General features: G+C 59.3%; 17 protein-coding genes, 1 tRNA gene and 1 rRNA gene. 9 read left to right on the forward strand and 10 right to left on the reverse strand.

Annotation, left to right across the window (positions count from 1 at the left end):
- Positions 1-101: 101 nt before the first annotated feature.
- From EKD03_RS13560 to EKD03_RS13580, 5 genes are all read left to right on the forward strand, one after another.
- A complete protein-coding gene (locus tag EKD03_RS13560) occupies positions 102-635 on the forward strand; it encodes an acyl-CoA thioesterase (RefSeq protein ID WP_129631755.1) in 534 nt (177 codons plus the stop codon).
- 69 nt (positions 636-704) lie between these two features.
- The gene (locus EKD03_RS13565; RefSeq protein ID WP_129631758.1) at positions 705-2,429 is read left to right on the forward strand and encodes an NAD-dependent malic enzyme; all 1,725 of its coding nucleotides are present in this window, start codon (positions 705-707) and stop codon (positions 2,427-2,429) included.
- A 191-nt stretch (positions 2,430-2,620) separates the two neighbouring features.
- On the forward strand, positions 2,621-3,052 hold the full coding sequence (locus tag EKD03_RS13570) for a YbjN domain-containing protein (protein ID WP_129631761.1): 432 nt from the start codon (positions 2,621-2,623) through the stop codon (positions 3,050-3,052).
- 67 nt (positions 3,053-3,119) lie between these two features.
- A tRNA-Cys gene (locus EKD03_RS13575) sits at positions 3,120-3,194 on the forward strand.
- A gap of 92 nt (positions 3,195-3,286) precedes the next feature.
- Positions 3,287-4,432 carry a glycosyltransferase family 4 protein gene (locus tag EKD03_RS13580; protein ID WP_129631764.1) on the forward strand — a complete coding sequence of 382 codons (1,146 nt, stop codon included), beginning with the start codon at positions 3,287-3,289 and terminating at the stop codon, positions 4,430-4,432.
- On the opposite strand, the gene EKD03_RS13585 is transcribed toward EKD03_RS13580, so the two are convergent.
- From EKD03_RS13585 to EKD03_RS13625, 9 genes are all read right to left on the reverse strand, one after another.
- Positions 4,410-6,128, reverse strand: a complete 1,719-nt coding sequence (locus EKD03_RS13585; RefSeq protein ID WP_129631767.1) for a long-chain-fatty-acid--CoA ligase — start codon at positions 6,126-6,128, stop codon at positions 4,410-4,412. The two genes, EKD03_RS13580 and EKD03_RS13585, sit on opposite strands and share 23 nt — an antisense overlap.
- Before the next feature lie 36 nt (positions 6,129-6,164).
- Complete coding sequence (locus EKD03_RS13590) at positions 6,165-6,863, reverse strand: Crp/Fnr family transcriptional regulator (RefSeq protein WP_129631770.1); 699 nt, start codon at positions 6,861-6,863, stop codon at positions 6,165-6,167.
- Complete coding sequence (argB, locus tag EKD03_RS13595) at positions 6,860-7,603, reverse strand: acetylglutamate kinase (RefSeq protein WP_129631773.1); 744 nt, start codon at positions 7,601-7,603, stop codon at positions 6,860-6,862. Before argB ends, EKD03_RS13590 begins: the two co-directional genes overlap by 4 nt.
- A 149-nt stretch (positions 7,604-7,752) precedes the next feature.
- The gene (locus tag EKD03_RS13600; RefSeq protein ID WP_129631776.1) at positions 7,753-8,688 is read right to left on the reverse strand and encodes a hypothetical protein; all 936 of its coding nucleotides are present in this window, start codon (positions 8,686-8,688) and stop codon (positions 7,753-7,755) included.
- An 8-nt stretch (positions 8,689-8,696) separates the two neighbouring features.
- Positions 8,697-9,818 (reverse strand): DUF4350 domain-containing protein, encoded by a 1,122-nt coding sequence (locus EKD03_RS13605; RefSeq protein ID WP_129631779.1) that lies wholly within the window; start codon positions 9,816-9,818, stop codon positions 8,697-8,699.
- The gene (locus EKD03_RS13610) at positions 9,815-10,765 is read right to left on the reverse strand and encodes a DUF4129 domain-containing protein (protein WP_129631782.1); all 951 of its coding nucleotides are present in this window, start codon (positions 10,763-10,765) and stop codon (positions 9,815-9,817) included. The genes EKD03_RS13605 and EKD03_RS13610 overlap by 4 nt, the downstream gene beginning before the upstream one ends.
- Positions 10,766-10,780: 15 nt before the next feature.
- Entirely contained in the window at positions 10,781-11,581 is an 801-nt protein-coding gene (locus tag EKD03_RS13615; RefSeq protein WP_129631785.1) for an AP2 domain-containing protein, read from the reverse strand.
- Positions 11,582-11,797: 216 nt separating this feature from the next.
- Complete coding sequence (locus EKD03_RS13620; RefSeq protein ID WP_129631788.1) at positions 11,798-12,391, reverse strand: disulfide bond formation protein B; 594 nt, start codon at positions 12,389-12,391, stop codon at positions 11,798-11,800.
- Between the two features lie 49 nt (positions 12,392-12,440).
- A complete protein-coding gene (locus EKD03_RS13625) occupies positions 12,441-13,073 on the reverse strand; it encodes a translin family protein (RefSeq protein WP_129631791.1) in 633 nt (210 codons plus the stop codon).
- A 187-nt stretch (positions 13,074-13,260) separates the two neighbouring features.
- Between EKD03_RS13625 and EKD03_RS13630 the strand changes: the two genes are divergently transcribed.
- The 3 genes from EKD03_RS13630 (at position 13,261) to hisS (ending at position 17,742) form a co-directional block, all read left to right on the forward strand.
- Positions 13,261-14,409, forward strand: coding sequence for a radical SAM protein (locus tag EKD03_RS13630; protein WP_129631794.1), 1,149 nt, complete (start codon positions 13,261-13,263; stop codon positions 14,407-14,409).
- Positions 14,410-14,679: 270 nt separating this feature from the next.
- A complete protein-coding gene (locus EKD03_RS13635) occupies positions 14,680-16,278 on the forward strand; it encodes a peptide ABC transporter substrate-binding protein (RefSeq protein ID WP_129631797.1) in 1,599 nt (532 codons plus the stop codon).
- A 132-nt stretch (positions 16,279-16,410) separates the two neighbouring features.
- Positions 16,411-17,742, forward strand: a complete 1,332-nt coding sequence (hisS, locus tag EKD03_RS13640; protein WP_129631800.1) for a histidine--tRNA ligase — start codon at positions 16,411-16,413, stop codon at positions 17,740-17,742.
- A gap of 199 nt (positions 17,743-17,941) precedes the next feature.
- On the opposite strand, the gene EKD03_RS13645 is transcribed toward hisS, so the two are convergent.
- Complete coding sequence (locus tag EKD03_RS13645) at positions 17,942-19,510, reverse strand: hypothetical protein (RefSeq protein ID WP_129631803.1); 1,569 nt, start codon at positions 19,508-19,510, stop codon at positions 17,942-17,944.
- A 370-nt stretch (positions 19,511-19,880) separates the two neighbouring features.
- Here EKD03_RS13645 and EKD03_RS13650 point away from each other — a divergent pair.
- Positions 19,881-19,955: ribosomal RNA gene (locus EKD03_RS13650) — 16S ribosomal RNA — on the forward strand; the annotation flags it as partial.

Raw genomic sequence — 19,955 nt, forward strand, 5'->3', positions numbered from 1 at the left:
ATTGGGGTTTGGGGCGCAGCCCCAAGGACGTTGCACATGCCTGGGAGCTAGTATACCATGGGGTTATCTGGCGTTACCCATGAAAGGATCACCCCAACCCTATGAAAATCCCGGACATCCCCATCAGTCAGCGGCGTCGCCTAGAGATGACCGTCCTGATGACCCCGGATACCGCGAACTTCTCCGGCAACGTGCATGGTGGCCACGTCCTCAAGTTGCTGGATCAAGTCGCCTATGCTTGCGCCTCGCGCTACTGTGGCGGCTATGTTGTGACGGGATCAGTTGATCAGGTCATCTTCCGCGAAGGCATCCATGTTGGTGAGTTGGTCACCTTTTTGGCTTCGGTCAACTACACTGGCAATAGCTCAATGGAGGTTGGTGTTCGGGTGACCGCCGAGGAAATCACCAGCCACACCGCCCGCCACGTCATCACATGCTACTTTACGATGGTCGCCGTTGATGACGAGGGTAAATCACGGCGAGTCGAGCCATTAGCTATTACCACGGGTGAACAGCGGCGGCGCTGGGCCGCAGCCCAACTGCGCCGCGATCTGCGGCGTGAGATTGAGGAGCGTAGCTTGGAGATCCGCCAGCATCCTGAGGATCTGTTGTTGGAGCGCGATGAATCGTGCTAGAGTAATGTGGGGGTTATGGATGGTGTTGAAAACACCATCCATAACTAACTTTACGTAGAGGGAGAGACTATGAGCGCCTTTCACGACCTCCACCCCGGCCCGGACGGCACGATCAATTTGCGGGTTCCGTTGCGTGGGCATCAGATCCTTGATACGCCGATGCTCAATAAGGGGAGCGCCTTCAGCGAAGAGGAGCGCCGCGATCTGGGCCTGTTGGGCCTGTTGCCGCCCCATGTGGCGACGATGGAGGAGCAACTGGCGCGTACTTATGAGAATTATAGCAAAAAGACATCCGATCTCGAACGCTATCTTTTCCTCACCGGTCTTCAGGATCGCAATGAGGTGCTCTTCTACAGTTTGTTGCATGATCATATCAGCGAGATGCTGCCGATCATCTATACCCCGATTGTCGGCGCAGCCTCGCAGCACTATAGCCACATCTACCGCCGCCCACGTGGTCTCTATATCGCCTACCCCGATGCGGATCATATCGAGCAGATGCTGCGCAACATCCCCTACCCTGAAATCCGCGTGATTGTGGTTACGGATGGTGAGCGTATTCTTGGTCTGGGCGATCTGGGGATTGGAGGCATGGGTATTCCCATCGGCAAGCTGGCGCTCTATACGCTGTGCGCCGGGATTCATCCGGCGACGACGCTGCCGATTACACTGGATGTGGGCACTAACAACCAGAGCCTGCTTGATGATCCGCTCTACCTCGGCTGGCAGCATAAGCGTGTGCGCGGTGCCGAATATGCCGCTTTCATCGAGAAGTTTGTTGAAGCAGTCATGCGCGTCTTCCCCGATGCGATCTTGCAGTGGGAGGATTTTGCCAAGCAGAATGCCGCGACACTGCTTGAGCGCTACCGCGACCGCCTCTGCACCTTTAACGACGACATTCAGGGTACCGGCGCGGTGACGTTGGCGGGTTTGCTGGCCGCCTGTGATGTGGCGGGTGTGCCGCTGCACCAGCAGCGCATTGTGATGTATGGCGCAGGCTCCTCGGTTCACGGCATCTCCGACCAGATCGTGGCCGCGATGGTGGATGAGGGGCTAAGCCCAGCAGTGGCACGCGACGCGATCTGGTTGGTGGATAGCCGGGGTCTCGTCCATGCTGGGCGCACCGATCTGGGTGACGAGCCGTTCAAGGTGGCCTACGCCCACCCCGCCGATTGCACCGCCACCTGGGTGCGTACTGAAAGCACGGACGGAGCCTTCACGCTGGCCGAGATCGTCGCCAATGTACGCCCCAGCATCCTGATTGGCGCCGCCGCTCAGCCCGGTGCCTTCCACGAAGCCCTGGTGCGTGAGATGGCGCGTCATGTCGAGCGCCCGATCATCTTCCCGATCTCCAACCCCACCTCGAAGAGCGAGGCCATCCCCGCCGACCTCCTGGCCTGGACGGACGGGCGCGCCCTGATTGCTACCGGCAGCCCCTATGCGCCCGTCTTCTTCAACAACCGCATGGTGACGATTGGGCAGTGCAATAATGTCTTCATCTTCCCCGGCGTGGGCTTGGGAATCCTCGCCTCCGGTGCCCGCCGCGTCACCGACCGCATGTTTGTGGCGGCAGCCCGCGCCCTCAGTACGCTCTCACCCGCCCGCGACGACCATCATGCCTCGCTCTACCCCGATCAGAATGCGGTGCGCATCGCCTCACGCCATGTGGCGCTCGCCGTTGCTGCTGAGGCCCAACGCGCTGGGGTTGCCGATGTCTGCGATCCCGATGAATTGGCCCGCCGTATTGATGCGTTGATGTGGGAACCTCGCTATGCCCGCTTGCTACCGGCGTAGTAGGGGCGAAGCATTGCCGTCACCTCCGGTGGAGGGGCGGCTTTGCCGCCTCCGCAGATCTTGTTTGGTAGTGTTTGGTGGCGAAGCCGCCAAACACTACCAAATATTAGGGTCTGGGGCGTAGCCCCAATGACTTTGCCCATGCCCTGGCGATACGCCGCCCCTACATAATTTCCTCGTGGAGGCATCACATGACCGAGAATTCATCCAACCCAACCGATGACGTTGTCTATCCTGAGCAGATCAATTCGGAGTTCTTGTTGGCGCTCTTCCAGAATGCCTACTTGAATGTTAGTCGCGATGATGATGGCGACATCTTCATCAAGGAGAATTTCACCACCTGGATCTTTCCACAGGGCAATGGTGAACAGCTTCGCTTTATGGCTCAGTTTAAGGCCAACCTCGATCTGCCTCGCATCGCCAAACTCGAATATGCCAATCTGGTCAATGATCGCATGAAGTTGCTGCGGGCCTATGTTGATGCCGATGATGATATTGGCTTCGACTACCATGTGTTGGTTGAGGGTGGTATCACCAAGCGCAATATTGTCTTTGGGCTACGCACCTTCATCAACTATATTCAGGTGGCCTTGCAACGCGATACCGAGAATGTGATCAATTAGAAGTAGGGGCGAAGCATCGCCCCTACTTGCACACAGTGCCGCGCTGTGCTACAATGCGCGGCGCTGAGGCGACGTAGCAAAGTGGTAATGCAGCGGTCTGCAAAACCGCCATTCGCCGGTTCGATCCCGGCCGTCGCCTCCATACTCGCCCCAGAGGGCGGGGGAAGATCGTAGCTCGTCTGCGACCTTGCCCCGCCTTTTGGCATGCGCCTACTGGCTGAGGTTCACCTTTCTATGCGAATCCTCTGCGCGTTGACCTATTACCGCCCTTACATTAGTGGGCTGACGATCTATGTCGAACGGTTGGCGACCGCTCTGGCGCGGCGTGGCCACTATGTCACGGTTCTCACCTCGCAGTATGATCCCAGCCTGCCACAGCGCGAGGTCATGAATGGGGTTCACGTAGTGCGTGCTCCGGTGGTGGCGCGGGTCTCCAAGGGCGTGATCATGCCCAACATTGGCTGGTTGGCCACTGCCCTCTCGATCAACCACGATGTGATGAACCTACATCTGCCCCAGTTTGATGCACCTGGAATAGGGCTGCGCGGACGCCTGCTGCGCCAGCCGGTCGTACTAACCTATAATAGCGATCTGAAGATGCCCCCCGGCATGCTCAACCGGGTCGCCAACCGCGTAATTGATCTGGCTAATCTGGCTGCTGGCCACCTGGCAACCCGCGTGGTGGCCAGCAGCCACGATTTCGCCGATCACTCCCCCTTCCTTCGCCGCTTCCGCGAGAAGATTGAGGTCATCCCGCCTCCGGTTGAGGTCGAATCGGCTACTCCCGACGATATTCAGGGCTTCCGCCGCCGCTGGAACCTCCAAGGCCCGATCATCGGAATGGCGGCTCGCCTTGCATCCGAAAAGGGTGTCGAGATCCTGCTCAATGCCCTTCCGCGCATCCTCGAAGTCTACCCTAATGCCCGCGTCCTCTTCACTGGCCCCCACGAGGATGTCCTGGGTGAACAGGACTATGCGCGCCGCCTGGCACCGCTCTTTGCCCGCTTCCGCGACCACTGGACTTTCTTGGGCACCCTTGCCCCCTCCGATATGGCTGCCTTCTTCCCTAATCTGGACGTGATCGTGGTGCCCTCGCTCAATTCCACCGAGACCTTCGGTATGGTGCAGGTGGAGGCGATGCTCTCCGGGACGCCCTCGGTGGCGAGTGCGCTCCCCGGTGTGCGCCAGCCCATCCTCCAGACCGGCATGGGCCGGGTGGTGCCTATCGGCGATAGCGCAGCATTGGCGACGGCGCTGCTGGATGTGCTGGCTAACCGCGAACACTATGTGCGCCCGCGTGCCGAGATCGCGGCCAAGTTCAGCACCGAGCGCACCGCTATGGAGTATGAACGGCTGTTTATGAATTTGGCTCGTTCTTGAGGCTTTCCTCGATCAAGGTGCGCCGCAGAACCTTCCCAACCATTGTCTTGGGGAGTTCACTACGAAACTCAATTTCGCGTGGGATCTTGTAGTTGGCAAGTTGCAGCCGACAAAATGAACGGATCTCGTCATTTGTTGGTTGCTCACCCGGCTTGGGTACGATATAGGCTTTGACCGTCTCGTCACCTCGCATGGGGTGCGGAATACCAACCACAACGGCTTCCATAACCTGGGGGTGCATATACAAGACTTCCTCAACTTCTCGTGGCAGTACCTTAAAGCCAGAGCTGTTGATCATGTCCTTCTTGCGATCAAGAACCGAGAAGTAGCCCGCAGAATCGACGGTACAAATGTCACCTGTGTGCAGCCAGCCATCAGCATCAATGGTCATGGCGGTCTCTTCAGGTCGGTTCCAGTAGCCTTGCATCACCTGAGGGCCGCGCACACACAACTCACCCCGCGTCTCGCCATCGAACGGGAGGGGTTGTCCGGTCTCAAGGTCAACGATCTTGGCCTCGGTATCCGGGAAGGGGACGCCAATACTGCCTACTTTGCGGCGGCCCCGCACCGGATTACCATGCGTCAATGGTGAGGCTTCCGAGAGGCCGTACCCCTCTACTAATCGCCCCCCCGTGAGTGCCTCGAAGCGTTCCTGTATCTGGAGTGGCAGTGGTGCCGAACCACACACACAGACACGTATTGAGCGCAGGTTGTAGGTGTTCACATGCTGATGATTGATAATGCTGATATACTGCGCTGGTACGCCAGGGAAGATCGTACACTGCTCGTGATCAATGACTCGCATGACATGCTCGATCAGACGCGGGTTGGGCACCGTCACTAATTCCGCCCCTAACCAGATCCCATACAACATGGCTGTGGTCATGCCATAGACGTGGAAGAAGGGGATCGCGGCAAGCATCTTCTCGATCCCCGGACGACCATCCTGCACCCATGCACTCACTTGGGTTACATTGGCAATCAGATTGCGATGGGTCAGCATTGCCGCCTTGGGGATGCCCGTCGTACCGCCTGTATATTGAAAGATCGCCACATCATCCGCTGCGATGCTCACGTGGGGTAGGTTGGGGGTGTGCCGCAATAGATCAGCGAAGAAGAAGGTATCACTACTCGCGGGGACATCAACCCAATCTTGCTCACGTTGTTGGGCGCGGCGCACAAGCAGGTTGGAGGGGAACGTCAGCGTATCAAAGGCATGCGCAACGATAACTCGTTGTACCTGGGTCTCTGTGCGTATCGCATGTAGGCGTGGCCAGAAGAGGTTGAGCAAGACAATCGTCTCGGCCCCTGCATCGCTGAGTTGGTGCTGTAGCTCCCGACTTGTATACGAGGGATTAATGTTGACGACAATCGCCCCCAGGCGCATTGCCGCAAAGAAGGTGATGATATAGTGGGGCGAGTTTGGCAACATGACCGCGACTCGCGCACCCTTGCCGACACCCAGTTCGGCGAGTGCGGCTGCCATGCGGTTTACCAAATCATTCAAGCGCTGGTAGGTGAGTTTCCCGCCGATAGGTAGCCGCCCACCAACCGCATACTTAAGCACAAAATTGGTGGCGATGTGCTGCGGGTAACGGTGCACCGTCGCATCGAGTAGATCGCCCAGGCTCTGATCAGAGTAACTGAGTTGCGCTGGCACGCCTGGCTCATATGAAGCCAGCCAGGGTTTATCCATGAGAAATCTCCTTTGTCGTCCGTGGGATGCGGCACATTATTGGTGGTGCGCCATACGCTGCAACTGTATCAGATCGGTCAGTGCGATGGCCTCGTCCTCAATATAGATGATCCCCGCCTCACGCAGTTCCCCAATTGCCTTGGTGACCGTCTCGCGGTAGGAGCCGATCATATCGGCGAGCTGCTGATGGGTGTAGCGTACCATGCGTGGTGCAGACGAGGCATGGATCTGGCCAGGGGCTACCCCCGCCAGATTGAGTAGCAGACTGGCGAGGCGCTGTGGCACGCTCTTAAAGGCGATGTCGGCCAGTTTATTCTCCATAATCCGTAGCCGCTGACCCATCAACTCCATCACCGCCAGCGCGACCGCCGGGTGGGATTCGAGAATCTGCTGCATGGTCGCACGCGCCATTACTCCCACCACGCCCTCATGCATCGCCTCGGCGAAGGTATCGTGGAAGTGTTGACCAACCAGGCTCATTTCGCCAAAGATCGTCGGTGCCTCCAACACCAACAGGGTCAAGGCGCGCCCTTCGGGCGAGAGCTTATAGATCCGCACCCGCCCTGAGTGCAGCACAAAAATCTCTTCACCCACCTCATTGGGTGTGTGAAAGACATGGCCTGCCGGGTAGGTTCCAGCGGCGATCAGGCGCTCAAGCTCTTGGCGCTGGTGCGGATCGAGGCTGCGGAAGATCGGATCAGACTCGCGCTGATCGGGGCGCTCCTCGGAGATCATAAGATCGTCGTGCCGCCAGCGGCAAACCCGGCTAGATTGGTGATCCGCACCGAGGCCGCTCCGGCATCGAGCGCATCCAGCGCTGCCCGTACCTTCGGGATCATACCACCACTAATCTCCCCGGAGTCTATCGCTGCCAGCACCGCTGCACGATCCAGGTGTGGCGCAACGCTGCCACCCAGAATCACCCCCGGCACATTACTCACAAAGACCAGTTGGGTCGCCGGGAAGGCTCCCGCCACCCCCTGCGCCACCTGATCGGCATTGATGTTGTAGCTGAGGCCATCCGCTACGCCGCGTGCCACCGGCGCAATGACTGGCAACCAGCCCAGATCGATCATCGCCTGAAGGGCGGCGCGATCCACCTGGGTAATCAGGCCCACCCGCCCCAGATCGACCCCATCGGGGCGCTGCGGGACACAACCGAGCAACCCCAGATCCTGCCCACTCAGCCCCAACGCCCGCACCCCCGCATCCACCAAGCGTGCCACCACCCGCTTATTGATCGTTCCGCAGGCCACCTGCTGCATAATCACCATCGCCTCCGGCGACGTGACGCGCAGCCCACCAATGAAGGTCGTGGGAATACCATAATGGCTGAGCGCGGCGGTAATCTCCTTCCCGCCGCCATGCACCAGCAGCAATGGCCCGCTGAAATCGGCAATCGCCGCACTCAGCCCATCCAAAAACGCTGGATCGTCCAGTTCATTCCCGCCAACTTTAACGACGGTGAGTTGCATTGAGAGCCTCTTTCTATCGTGTGCCAAACATTGTGGCCCTCACCCCCAGCCCCTCTCCCGCACGCGGGAGAGGGGTGATTCCGCAGCGCAATGTGTTCGATTCCCCCTCGCCCACGCAGTGTGCGAGGGGGCTAGGAGGTGAGGGCCGATCATCCCTCGCCCACCACCCCGGCAATCCGTTCCGCCAGATCCGCCCCCTCGCGTTCGACCATGCGGCGCTGGTAGAGTAACGCCATCCAGATCGGCAACGGAGGCAGCGCCAGGGTCAGGGCTAATACGACCACGACCACACTGAGCACTTGGCCAAGCACCGACTCAGACCCGAAGAGAAACAGCAACGGCATTGGGAGCAGCACGCCAACCGCCACTGTCACGCAGAGCGCCAGCGTACCGAAGATCAGGCTGGCACATAGGTAGATCAACAGATTGCTTCCGAGGCGGTAAAACAGCAGATCCATACTGCGCCGTAGCGCCTCCTTCATGCCCAGATCGCCCTGCACAAAGGGCTGAAGGCTGAAGATCAGGCTCCCAACAGTGGCTCCACTCACCACCAATCCCAACCCATACAAGAGCATAAAGAGCAAGGCCATAAAACTCAAGATCAGACTGCCCAGCGCCGCGCCGATGCCGCCACTTATCTCAAGCAGCCTACCGAATAGACTTCCAACAGTGACAATGACGATTGAACTCGGACAGATACACATGGCACTCAGGAATGAAATAACCGTATTGAGGACGATCAGGTAGACTCCACCATACATGCTCATTCCCAACAGCCGTAGCGGGCCAATGCGCAGCACCTCGCGCAGGATGATTGGCTTGCCCTGGATGATCTCGACGGTCGCTCGACTGATTGCGCCCATCAGGTAGATGCCTACCGGCAGGCTCAGCAGGCTGAGGCCAAAAAAGAGGAACAGCCCGCCCAAGCTATTCAACCAAAAAGGCGTCATCACCAGCAGCAACCCCAACACCACCATCGGAACCGTCCCAATTGCGGCGATCATCGCAAAACGCGGGAATTCACGCCGGTAGAGATTGAGGCCATCGTCGAGGAGATTCAGGACGGGTTGCAGCGTGGGGCGCATGTCGGCTCCTAGAATCGGTCGGCTTCGGCAATCAGGCGCAAGAGTTCGCTTTCGCTCACCTCCGGGCGATCCATCCGTGCGAGCAGGCTCCGCAGTGCATTGGGGTCAATCGGGCTTACTCCCGCCAGCGCAGCCACAAACGCCGTGTCGTCTTGGTTGGGGTTGACGCCATAGGGCCGCGCTAAGCGGCGCTTGAGGTTGGTGCGGTAGTGCGCTAGTAGGTAATCGCTCTTGCGCCCGCGCCGCAACAGGCCCGCCATACTCTCCAAATACTCGGCACTACTGCGGCGGGTACGCTCCTCACGCAAGGCTATCGGGCGGCCAAACCGACGCCCACTCAGCACCAGGTATAGCACAACCACTCCCCCCGCATAGAGCATCGCCCACCCCCACGCACTCCCAGTCAGTAGGCTGCCCAACGATGGCTCGCGCACAAAGCCGTGGTGGTACTCATCAAACAGAATCCGCCCGCTCGGCCCAATCCGCCCCACCAGATGCAGCACCAACTCGGCACTGCCCGCTTGGGCCAAGCCGACATTGCTGAAGGGGTAGGTACTACTGCTTAGGTAGACATAACCTTTACCATGCACAAACCCCGCCACCACCGGCTCGCCGTTCATCTCCACCAGCACCGCCGCTGCCGCTGGCAACTGCGCCAACACGCTACTGTTTTGCATCTGAAGTTGGCTGACCGGTGCCACCGGCTGGACGATCCGGGCCTGGGTGTCCATACTATTGGCGGCAGAGCCGAGGCGAGCGGCAAACGCCTGGAAGAGCGGCGCACTCCCACTGAGGTGGCGCTCATCGGCGAGGATGAGCGTGCCCCCCACCTCAACCCACGCCACCACCGCCGCGCTCTCATCCGGCGTGAAGACTTCGGGGGGCTCCAACACCACAAGCAGATCGCTCGTGGCATCGAGCGTAAAATCGCGGTACTCCAACCGCTCCACCTGGTAGCCCAACTCGCCCAGCCAGCGGTAGAGCGCCATGGTGCCCCTGGGGTTACTGGAATGGCTGGTGGCCTGATGTGATCCACCACCCTCATCATTCGGCACAATCAACAAGAAGATCAGCAGGCCCCCAAAGAGTGCGCTGATGATCAAGATTTCGCGGCGGTAGCGCAGGATCATGATGTGCCCCCCCGCTCAGCCGGTAGCTCGCGCAGCGCCGCCACTTGCCCGGCATAGGTGGCAAAGCTGCGCGCATCAAGCCGCACATCCCCGTACCAGACCTGATCAAACGTCTCGACGACCGGGCGCAACCCTTCGCGCAGGTGCGGGCTATTGTTCAGATGCTCCAGATATTCGCGATTCGTCAGCGTGCGATCATAGCGCAGGCGGCCATGCTCATCGAGCCACAGCAAGGCCGAGAGGTAGAGCATGCGCGCAGCGCGGCGGTACTCACCCTGCCGCGCCAACTCCGCAGCCTGTTGGGCTGCCTCATCAGCCCGCAGATGCGCTTCGGGGTCGTCGCTCGGCATGGGGGTAATCGGCACCAGCGTGCGGCGCAACCCGCGCACCCAGATGAAAAGGATCACCGCGACCAGGATCAGGCCGATCAGGACGAAGATCCACGCCAGCGGGTCGCTATAGTCATTCGCCGATTGGGCCACTGGCGGGGCAATCGCACCGAACATATCCGCCAGCCACTCAAAGAAATCCCGCAGCCACTGGGGTGTTTCGGGCGGGTCGGGTTGGGTAAACGGCGGCGCAGCGAGGATCTGGTGCAGCCGCTCAGTTGCGGCGGGATCGGGCGGGCCAGTACTGGCCGTAAGGGCATCAAGCAGCGCCCCGATGCGTGTCGCAATCTGGGGCAAGTCGGGGTTCTGAACTTGCATCGCCTCGGCCAACCAGCGGTTATCTACCGGTGCCATGCGACCATCAGCCAACTGCACCTGCTCCAGTTCCACCAACTGGGACACAACCGCCGCTAAGCCGAGTTGATCGCCCCGCTCAGCGGCAGTATGCGCCTCACGCAACAGCCGCAGGTAGGTCTCGAAGGGCACTGGCGCGGCGTGTGCTGCGGGTGTCCAGAAGAGAGCGAGGGTGAGGATGCAGAGCAACCAGCGCTGGTACATACGGCATGCCTGATGCTACTTCTGACGCTCAATCTCGGCGCGCACCTTGCGAGCCGCCTTGAGTGCCTTCTGCTCACCCAGCAGATCAATACTAAAGACCCGGCGGCGCTGTTTGCCTTCCTCGTACCATGTCACCTGGAAGATCGGCTTACCCGCCTTGGTGGTACGCGAAATACCGACAATCCCGGTATTGGAGTAGGCCACGCCAATCGCCGGACGGTTGGTGCGCGGCTTGCCCACGTCCCGCTCAACTTGGTCGCGCCACTCCACCGCTGCGGCCAACGAACCGAGCCGATCCCCATAGGCGGCATCGGCAAAATATTTGGTGTAGGTCTTTTTGGCCCACGTCACGCGCACCAAGTAGCCAGGGCGATGCTTGGGGCTACTCTCGATGCGGGTCAGATTCTTATACTTGGTAGTGCGCGGCTGGAGGCGGGGGGGCACATAACGCCGAGCACGCCGGGGCGTATCCGCTTCGACATGATTGAGTGGGGGTGTCAGTTCGTCATCCAGGTCGTCAATCGGTAGCGCGGATGGTTCTGCGGGTGAGGGTGGAGTGAGCGGATCATCGAGAAATTCGGCAGGATCTTCGAGTTCAGGCAGTTGCTCCGGTACATCACGCGGTCGCCAGAGCGCCCAGATCGGGCCGCTGCTCCGTGGGCGCATGCCCTCCTCAGTGGGGAGCAGGATGCCGGTGGCTTCCCATTGCACATACCCACCCGGCCAACGTGGCAATAAGCGTCGTAGCTCGTCTGCATCAGGGCTGTATGCCTCTAAGACATACACTTTGCCATCGCGCCGACGTTCAAGCCTCATTGCAGTCCTGTCCTTACTCGGTTAGTGGTATGTTGAAGGTGTCTAACAATCAGGCCATATCATACCACAATCCCTTTTTGTTGGTTGCAAGTGACTGTTCACACTTGGGGTAAAAGAAACCTCTCATTGACGCCAGGGTGTCAAGACGCAAAGGTTTTGTTGAAGGCTTTGCGCCTTGCACCTTGGCGTCAAAACCGGGATGTGGGGAGAGTGGCCTTACACCAGATCCGCTAACACCAGCGTCACGATCACCGTCACCACCACAATCCCAATCATCCAGCGGTTGGCCAACATCTGGCCACGGCCTGGGCGTGGCAGCGCTTCATCACCAGCCAGGGCAAAGTTACCCATCATCACATTGATCGTCATGAAGGCGAAGAGCGCCAGGAACGGGATTTTGATAAAACTGAACGGGCCGGTCAGAATGGGAGTCAGATAATCCACACTGCACGGCACCAACCCGGTACACGGCGATCCGGAGATGATCTTCATGACCTCAAGGTAGTGGTAGGTCGAGACGACACTTCCCGCCAATGAGAGCGGCAACACATACCAGTGCAGTTTGGGGTCGCGCTTGATGATCCCCACCGCAAGGATGACGGCCAGCGGGTACATGAGGATGCGTTGGTACCAACAAAGCTCACAGGGCAGCCACTTCAACACTTCACTAAAGAAGAGGCTGCCACAGGTGGCCAGCATGGCGGCGATGAGGGCAATGTGACGACACGAAATGGTGAGTAGTCCGATGATCCCGCCCGACTCGACCAACTCTTCGTTCTCTTCGCGGGCGTGTGGCTCAATATAGGGCATAGTGGTGGCGAGTCCTGCTTCATGATGCTTCTTCCCCTATGATTGTACGTCACGATCCATCCAGGTGTGTCTCAAGATTCTGCATGGCTGCAACCAATTGATCTTGACGAATAGCGGCGGTCATGTCGCCACGGGTTCGTTCCAGAACTGCCCGCAAGGCGTCGGTGGTGCGCCGTAACCCGCCGGTCACGGCGTCGGGGAAATCAACACTCACCAGTTCGCTGTAGACATCGTCCATGATGCGTAGTAGTGCCTCGCCGCGCTCGGTTTCGCCCCGGCGTAGCCCGTCGAGAATGGCGCGGCGCAGTTCGCTGGCCGCTTCGGCAAGGCCGTTGAGATAGGCGGCTGGTTCAACCCCAATCGCAGCCGCATGGGGCGGCGGGCGGTCGCTGAGGAAGGCCAGCACCAGATGGGCCTCGACGAGCTCTTTGAGCGCATCCTGCGAATATCCGGCATGGCGGATCTCTGGGCATGTGCTGGTGGCCGCACGCAGCTTTTGCGCAAGATTTCCCGCCTCATCTAAGAGTTGTTGCGCGTGCTCAAACTCGGCACGGTGCGCAGCGCGAATACTGTTGGCACAACTGCGAATCAGGCTGCGTGAGATGCCAATCGCTTGCTCACGGGCGGCATGGCTGGCTTCGATCTGCCGGACACACGGGGTGACGAGATCTTCGATGCTCATGGGCTTGTTCCCTATAGGCGGTAGGCTAATCGGCGCTGCTGCTCAAACAGAAGACGTTCTTGAGTGATCTATAAGACCGCTACATATGGGTGCGTTCCATATGCTCTCGTACCTCAAAAGGTTTAAGATTGGCATCATACCATGGGTGCGTTAACATGAACGCCAAGAATGCTATAATCTACCCGCTATGGCTAATCCATCACTCTACGATATGAATCTATCCGATCTGGAGGCGCTGTTACGTGCCTGGGGCCAGCCGGCCTTCCGTACACGCCAGATCTATCGCCAACTCTATCTCAATCTTGCCGCTGATCCCGCTGCGATGACCGATCTGCCCCAGGCGTTGCGCGAGCGCCTCGCCCATGAGTCCACACTGAACCCGCTGCATCTCGTGCGTTCCCAAGTTTCCGCCGATGGCCTCACCCGCAAGGCGCTCTTCGCCCTTCCCGATGGGGTGCAGATCGAGACGGTGCTGATGATCTATGCTGATCGTGCCACAGTCTGTGTCTCGACTCAGGCCGGGTGTGCGATGGGCTGCTCGTTCTGTGCCACCGCCACCTTGGACTTGCGGCGCAACCTGACGGCGGGCGAGATGGTGGCGCAAGTGCTCTGGGCCAGCCGCGAGGTGCGCAACCTTGCATCTCAGCCCGCATCAACTACCAATCCGGGGCGCTCTAGTGCTGAGGACGCAACATGGTGGGGCGAGTCCCATGCGCTCCGGCGGCCTTTGGAGCGGGTCTCCAATCTGGTCTTTATGGGTATGGGCGAGCCATTCGCCAACTATGATCGCTGGTGGGAGGCGGTGCAGCGCCTCCACGACCCCCTCGGCTTCAATATGGGCGCCCGCAGCATGACGGTCTCCACGGTCGGGTTGGTGCCGGGTATCCTGCGCCTCGCCGATGCGGGCCTGCCGATCAATCTGGCCATCTCGCTGCATGCCCCCGATGATGCGCTGCGTAACGAGTTGGTGCCGATCAATACGCGCTATCCGATCAAGGAGATCTTGGCGGCGGCGCATACCTATGTTGAAAAGACCGGGCGGCGGGTCTCGTTTGAGTATGTCTTGATCCAGGGGCGTAACGATCACCCGCACCAAGCGCTGGCGCTGGCCAAGTTGCTGCGTCATGAATCCTTGATCTGCCACGTCAATCTCATCCCCTGGAATCCGCTGCCCGGCTCACCCTTGGCACGTTCGGATCTCCAACGGGTGCGCGCCTTCCAACAGGTGCTCGTGGATTATGGCCTTGCCTGTACCGTGCGTGTCGAGCGCGGGGTAGAGATTGCGGCGGCCTGTGGCCAACTGGCTGGAGGAGGTAACTGTTCACACTTGGGGTAAAAGAAACCTCTGGTTGACGCAAAGGCGCAAAGACGCAAAGGTTTTGATGAGGGCATATCCTTGAAGTCTTTGCGTCAAAACCGGGATGCGAGGTAGCTGTTCACACTTGGGGTAAAGGAAGCTTCTGATTGACGCAAAGGCGCAAAGACGCAAAGGTTTTGTTGCAGGCTTTGCGCCTTGGCGTCTTTGCGTCAAAATCGGAATGCTAGGAGAACTGTGAACAGTTACGATGCGAGGAGAAGGGTGAACAGTTACTGGAGGAGGGGCTTGATGCGTCGGTTATTGCTGGTGTTGTTGATGGGCCTCGTACTGGTTGGCTGTGCTTCCACCCGCCCGGTTCCGCCGGTCTTTGTGCCGATCTCTACCGCAATGCCATTGGGCAATGGCGGAACCCTGATCATGGCCTTGGGGGCGCGTGACCCCAATACGCTCGATCCGGCGCTCACGAGCGATGTTGGGAGCGCCTTTATCATTCGCCAACTCTTTAGTGGCCTCGTGCGCCTTGATGCTACGTTGGATGTACATCCTGATCTGGCCGAAGCCTGGAAGGTTTCGGAAGATGGGCTGCGCTACACCTTCACTCTGCGTGCCGATGCACGTTTTGCCGATGGCCGTCCGATCACTTCGGCGGATGTGATCTTCTCGCTCGAACGGGCGTGTGATCCCCAACTCGGCCCCAGTCTGCCTGCTGCGACCTATCTGACCGATATTGTTGGGGTGCGGGAGAAACTGGACGGGCAGGCGCAGACGATTGCTGGCCTGCGGGCGATTGATGATCGCACCATCGAGATCACGATTGATGCGCCGAAGAGCTACTTCTTGGCCAAACTGACCCATCCGAGCAGCTTTGTGGTGGATGAGCAGGCAGTTGTGGCGGGTGGAGCCGATTGGACGGAGCAACCGAATGGAAGTGGCCCCTTCGAGATCGAAGAGTGGCGTCATGATCAATTGCTGGTGATCAAGCGCAATCTGAACTACTACCGCGATCTACCCTACTTGGATCGGGTGCGTTTCCTGATCGGCGCAGCCGCCAGTAATGCTCAGATGCTCTATGAGCAGGGCGAGATTGATCTTACCGAGGTGCCGAGTTATGCGCTGGCGCGCGTGCAGGACACCAGTAACCCGCTCTCCAAAGAACTGGTGCAGGTACCGCAACTCTCGCTCTACTATATCGGCATGAATGTCAACCTGCCGCCCTTCGATGACCCCAAGGTGCGTCAAGCCTTCAGCCTGCTGCTGGATCGCCAGAAGATGGTCGAGGTCAGCCTGTATGACGCAGTCGAGCAGGCGCATGGGATCTTGCCGCCCGGTATTCCCGGATACAACCCCGATCTGCCCCTGCCCAGCAGCGACATAGATCGGGTACGCGCCCTGATCGCCGAGTCGCGCTATGGCAGCATCGAAAACCTGCCACCGATTGTTGCCTATGGTGGCTGGGCGGGGGTACTGCGCGATGTGGTCGAGCAGGAATTGGGCCTGGAGATTGAGGTGCGTGGCTACGAGGATTTTGGCGATTATCTGGCCGCCCTAGATCGCCAGGAGTTCCAGATCTATGGCACCGGCTGGGTAGCCGACTACCCCGATCCGCAGAATTTCCTCGACGTACTCTTCCGGGGCGGTAGTTCGCAGAACCATTCCGGCTATGACAACCCTGAGGTGAATGCGCTGCTTGACCAAGCCGCCGTAGCACCCGATGAGGCCACGCGGATGCTTCTCTATCGCCAAGTTGAACAGATCATCCTCGCCGATGCGCCGGTCATCCCGATCTATCATGATGTCGCGTATACCCTGGTCAAGCCCTATGTGCGTGGCCTTGAGATCACGCCCATGGGGATACTTGATCTCTCAAGTGTTGAGTTGGTGCGTTAAGTAGGGCGAAGCATCGCCTGGATAAACCACCACTAGATTCGGTTACTTATGGTAGGCGATGCTTCGCCCCTACAAGGTGCGAGAACCTCCCACCAAATGCGGACATAAGCAGGATGGAGTAAGATAACAGTTATGGCCAAGATCCAGAACATTAAAGGCATGCGCGATCACCTGCCCCCGGCGATGATGCTGCGCCAGTACATTACCAGCACCATCACCCAGGTGTGTGAGCGCTACGGCTTTGAACCCCTCCAAACGCCTATCGTAGAATATGCCGAAGCGTTGGAGGGTAAACTGGGCGATGATGAGAGTCTGATCTATCGTTTCGAGGATCACGGTGGGCGGCGCTTGGCCTTGCGCTATGATCAGACCGTGCCACTCGCACGGGTGGTGGCGCAGTACGCCGGGCAGATCACGCTCCCCTGGCGGCGCTACGCACTTGGCCCCAGCTACCGGGGCGAACGTCCGGCACGCGGGCGCTACCGCGAGTTTTATCAGGCCGATGCCGATATTGTGGGCAGTAGCTCGCCGCTCGCCGATGCCGAGATCGTGGCGATGCTGAGCGAGGCGTTGGCCGCCTTGGGCTTCCCCGACTTCGTGACCCTGCTCAACCACCGCCAGATCATCGGCGGGATTGCGCGGGTGAGTGGATTGGATGCGGCGGCGGCGGGTGGGGTCTACCGCGCCATTGACAAGTTCGACAAAATCGGGGCGCAGGGGGTCACGGATGAGTTGCTGCGCAGTGGGGTGAGTGCGGAGGCCGCCGCACACATCCTGGCGCTCGTGCAGATCGAGGGCAGTTCGGCGGAGATCCTGGCCGAACTAGAGGCACGCCTGACCCATGATGCGCGGGCACTGTCCGCCATCGAGAACCTGCGTGCGATCATCCACGGCCTAGAGCAGATGGGTGTCCCCGCCAATCGCTACAAAGTGGCTCCACGCCTAGCGCGTGGCCTCTCCTACTACACCGGCATGGTCTTTGAAGCGATCACCCCGCACTGGCCCGAAGGCTCACTGCTGGGCGGTGGGCGCTACGACGAGCTCGTCGGCCAATTTGCGGGGCGCTCCATCCCCACCGTCGGCCTTGCCTTCGGGATTGACCGCCTCCACGACGTGATGGAAGAACTCAACCTTGGCCCGCGCCCAACCACCACAGCGGTCGCGTATGTCACCTGTTTTAGCCCTGAACTGGCCGCCGAGAGCCTCGCCCTCGCCGCCGAACTTCGTGCTGCCGGGGTCAACACCCTGATCAATCTCGATGGTGGTGGGCTAGGCAAGCAGTTCAAAGAGGCCGACCGCAAGGGCGTGCGCTACGCGCTGGTCATCGGGCCGGACGAGGTGGCACGCGGCGAGGTCGTAGTGAAGGATCTACGCGACGGCACCCAGCGGACTGTCGAGCGCACCACGGTCGCGACGCAATATCTTGCGTCGTCGGTGCGAAAATCAACCGATCCCGGCCATTGACGTGGCGACGCAATATCTTGCGTCGTCGGTGCGAAAATCAACCGATCCCGGCCATTGACGTGGCGACGCAATATCTTGCGTCGTCGGTGCGAAAATCAACCGATCCCGGCCATTGACGTGGCGACGCAATATCTTGCGTCGTCGGTGCAAAAATCAACCGATCCCGGCCATTGACGTGGCGACGCAATATCTTGCGTCGCTACGTCAATTTCACCTTCCCCAACTCCGCCTCTAGGCGGTTCACCACCGTCTGCAAGACCTTCACCCGCCCAAAACGCTTATCCTCCGCCTCCACCACCGTCCAGGGTGCAGTGGGGGTGGAGGTGCGCAGCAGCATCTCATTCACCGCCTCTTCATAGCTAGGCCACTTCTCGCGGTTACGCCAATCCTCATCGGTCAATTTCCAGGCTTTGTAGGGCACATTCTGGCGCTGCTCGAAGCGCCGCAGTTGCTCTTCAGGGCTGAGGTGCATCCAGAACTTACAGATGATCGTCCCAAACTCCACCAACTGGCGCTCAAACTCATTGATCTCAGCATAGGCACGCTGCCACTCATCGGGGCGCGCAAACCCCTCAACCCGTTCCACCAACACCCGACCATACCAGGAACGATCAAAGATCGCAAAGGCCCCACGCGGCGGCAAGCGACGCCAGAAGCGATAGAGATAGTGGCGGTTCTTATCATCACCTTCGGGTGCGGCAATCGCGTGGACTGTATACACACGCGGATCGAGCTTGGCCGTAAGTCGCTGGATCGCGCCTCCCTTCCCAGCGGCGTCCCAACCCTCAAAAACGACCACCACCGGGCGTTGCTGCTGATACACCTCCAACCCCAACAGATAGATCTGGGTCTGGAGGAGCTTCATGCGGCGGCTATACTCGTCATCAGCAATTCGCAGGCCCAAATCAACCCGTTGGAGCATGCCATGTTCAGCGAAGGACGGCGCAGGCGCTGGAGCGACCAGTGGCGTAGTGGTAGGGGCGGAAGACTCGCGGCGAAAGATCGCCCCACTTACATCAGGCCCAACCGAACGAGTCGCGGCACTTGCCGCCACCGCAGATCGCCCTAAACGCGCCTCAAAGGCGCGCAAGATACGCTCGAAGACCGCAATCCGGGCGTAATACTTATCGGTTGCAGGGACGATCTGCCACGGCGCGGCGGCGGTATCGGTACGGGCGATCATATCCTCAGCCGCCGCATAGACCTTGGAATAGTGGCGATGTTGCCACTGATCATCCTCGGTGACCTGCCATGCCGTAAGCGGATCGGCCAATAGCCGCTTAAAGCGCCGGTGTTGCTCTTGTTCGGCGATGTGCAGCCAGAACTTAAGCAACACCGTTCCATCGGCAGCGAGTTGACGCTCAAAGGCGGCCATATCCTCGCAACGGTCGCGCCAGAGTCGAATATCGCCATGGCCGTGCGTGCGTTCCGCAAGCGCCTGGCGATACCAAGAGCGATCAAAGATCGCAATCTGGCCATAGCTAGGAATCTTGAGCCAGAAGCGATAGAGCCAGGGGTATTGGGTCTCATAGGTACGCGGCGCGGTAATCGGATGCACCCGCACCCCACGCGGATCAAGCCGCTGGGTCAGAATACCAATCGTGCGCACCTTCGCAGTTCCCGCCCAACCCTCAAAGATGATCGCAACCGGTGCCTTCATCTCCAAAAGCGCCTGTTCCATATCGTAGAGCCGCGCCTGAAGATCATCGAGACGTTGGCGATAGTCGTTCTTGCTGAGTTTCAGCTCAAGATCGATCTGGTCGAGCATCGTATGGCCTCGCTCTCTCCGTATATTTGGGCAGCGCTGGGATCATTATACCTATCTGGTCTATCCATTGGGGGGCTGGGGGTGTCATGACGCCCCTAAACCCCCGTCACAGGCCGAAATTGCGTCCGATTTGACAAGACTGAAAAGATGCTGTATACTCCCAAACGTTGCGAGGGCGAAACGGTTTCACCGAAAGGTAAACCCTGACAAGCGAACCGAGTGTGAACAATCCATTGTTCCCGTCTCGATACTAGGGCCACGAAGTGGCGCTAGTTTTTTGTTCGCAGACCCCGCGACGAGCACCTTTCCAATCGAGTGTGGTTGTGTGAATGTGGCAGCCCGTACAGTCAAGCAATCGCTTGACATTCCAACAACGCAGAGTTTGATCCTGGCTCAGGATGAACGCTGGCGGCGTGCCTAATGCATGCAAGTCGAACGCAGCAAG

Source organism: Candidatus Oscillochloris fontis (genome assembly GCF_004138135.1).
In the GTDB taxonomy this organism is placed as follows: domain Bacteria; phylum Chloroflexota; class Chloroflexia; order Chloroflexales; family Chloroflexaceae; genus Oscillochloris; species Oscillochloris fontis.

Coding starts and splice junctions, on each gene's coding strand:
- EKD03_RS13560 (WP_129631755.1), top strand. CDS start 102: ATGAAAATCCCGGACATCCCCATCAGTCAGCGGCGTCGCCTAGAGATG.
- EKD03_RS13565 (WP_129631758.1), top strand. CDS start 705: ATGAGCGCCTTTCACGACCTCCACCCCGGCCCGGACGGCACGATCAAT.
- EKD03_RS13570 (WP_129631761.1), top strand. CDS start 2,621: ATGACCGAGAATTCATCCAACCCAACCGATGACGTTGTCTATCCTGAG.
- EKD03_RS13580 (WP_129631764.1), top strand. CDS start 3,287: ATGCGAATCCTCTGCGCGTTGACCTATTACCGCCCTTACATTAGTGGG.
- EKD03_RS13585 (WP_129631767.1), bottom strand. CDS start 6,128: ATGGATAAACCCTGGCTGGCTTCATATGAGCCAGGCGTGCCAGCGCAA.
- EKD03_RS13590 (WP_129631770.1), bottom strand. CDS start 6,863: ATGATCTCCGAGGAGCGCCCCGATCAGCGCGAGTCTGATCCGATCTTC.
- argB (WP_129631773.1), bottom strand. CDS start 7,603: ATGCAACTCACCGTCGTTAAAGTTGGCGGGAATGAACTGGACGATCCA.
- EKD03_RS13600 (WP_129631776.1), bottom strand. CDS start 8,688: ATGCGCCCCACGCTGCAACCCGTCCTGAATCTCCTCGACGATGGCCTC.
- EKD03_RS13605 (WP_129631779.1), bottom strand. CDS start 9,818: ATGATCCTGCGCTACCGCCGCGAAATCTTGATCATCAGCGCACTCTTT.
- EKD03_RS13610 (WP_129631782.1), bottom strand. CDS start 10,765: ATGTACCAGCGCTGGTTGCTCTGCATCCTCACCCTCGCTCTCTTCTGG.
- EKD03_RS13615 (WP_129631785.1), bottom strand. CDS start 11,581: ATGAGGCTTGAACGTCGGCGCGATGGCAAAGTGTATGTCTTAGAGGCA.
- EKD03_RS13620 (WP_129631788.1), bottom strand. CDS start 12,391: ATGCCCTATATTGAGCCACACGCCCGCGAAGAGAACGAAGAGTTGGTC.
- EKD03_RS13625 (WP_129631791.1), bottom strand. CDS start 13,073: ATGAGCATCGAAGATCTCGTCACCCCGTGTGTCCGGCAGATCGAAGCC.
- EKD03_RS13630 (WP_129631794.1), top strand. CDS start 13,261: ATGGCTAATCCATCACTCTACGATATGAATCTATCCGATCTGGAGGCG.
- EKD03_RS13635 (WP_129631797.1), top strand. CDS start 14,680: ATGCGTCGGTTATTGCTGGTGTTGTTGATGGGCCTCGTACTGGTTGGC.
- hisS (WP_129631800.1), top strand. CDS start 16,411: ATGGCCAAGATCCAGAACATTAAAGGCATGCGCGATCACCTGCCCCCG.
- EKD03_RS13645 (WP_129631803.1), bottom strand. CDS start 19,510: ATGCTCGACCAGATCGATCTTGAGCTGAAACTCAGCAAGAACGACTAT.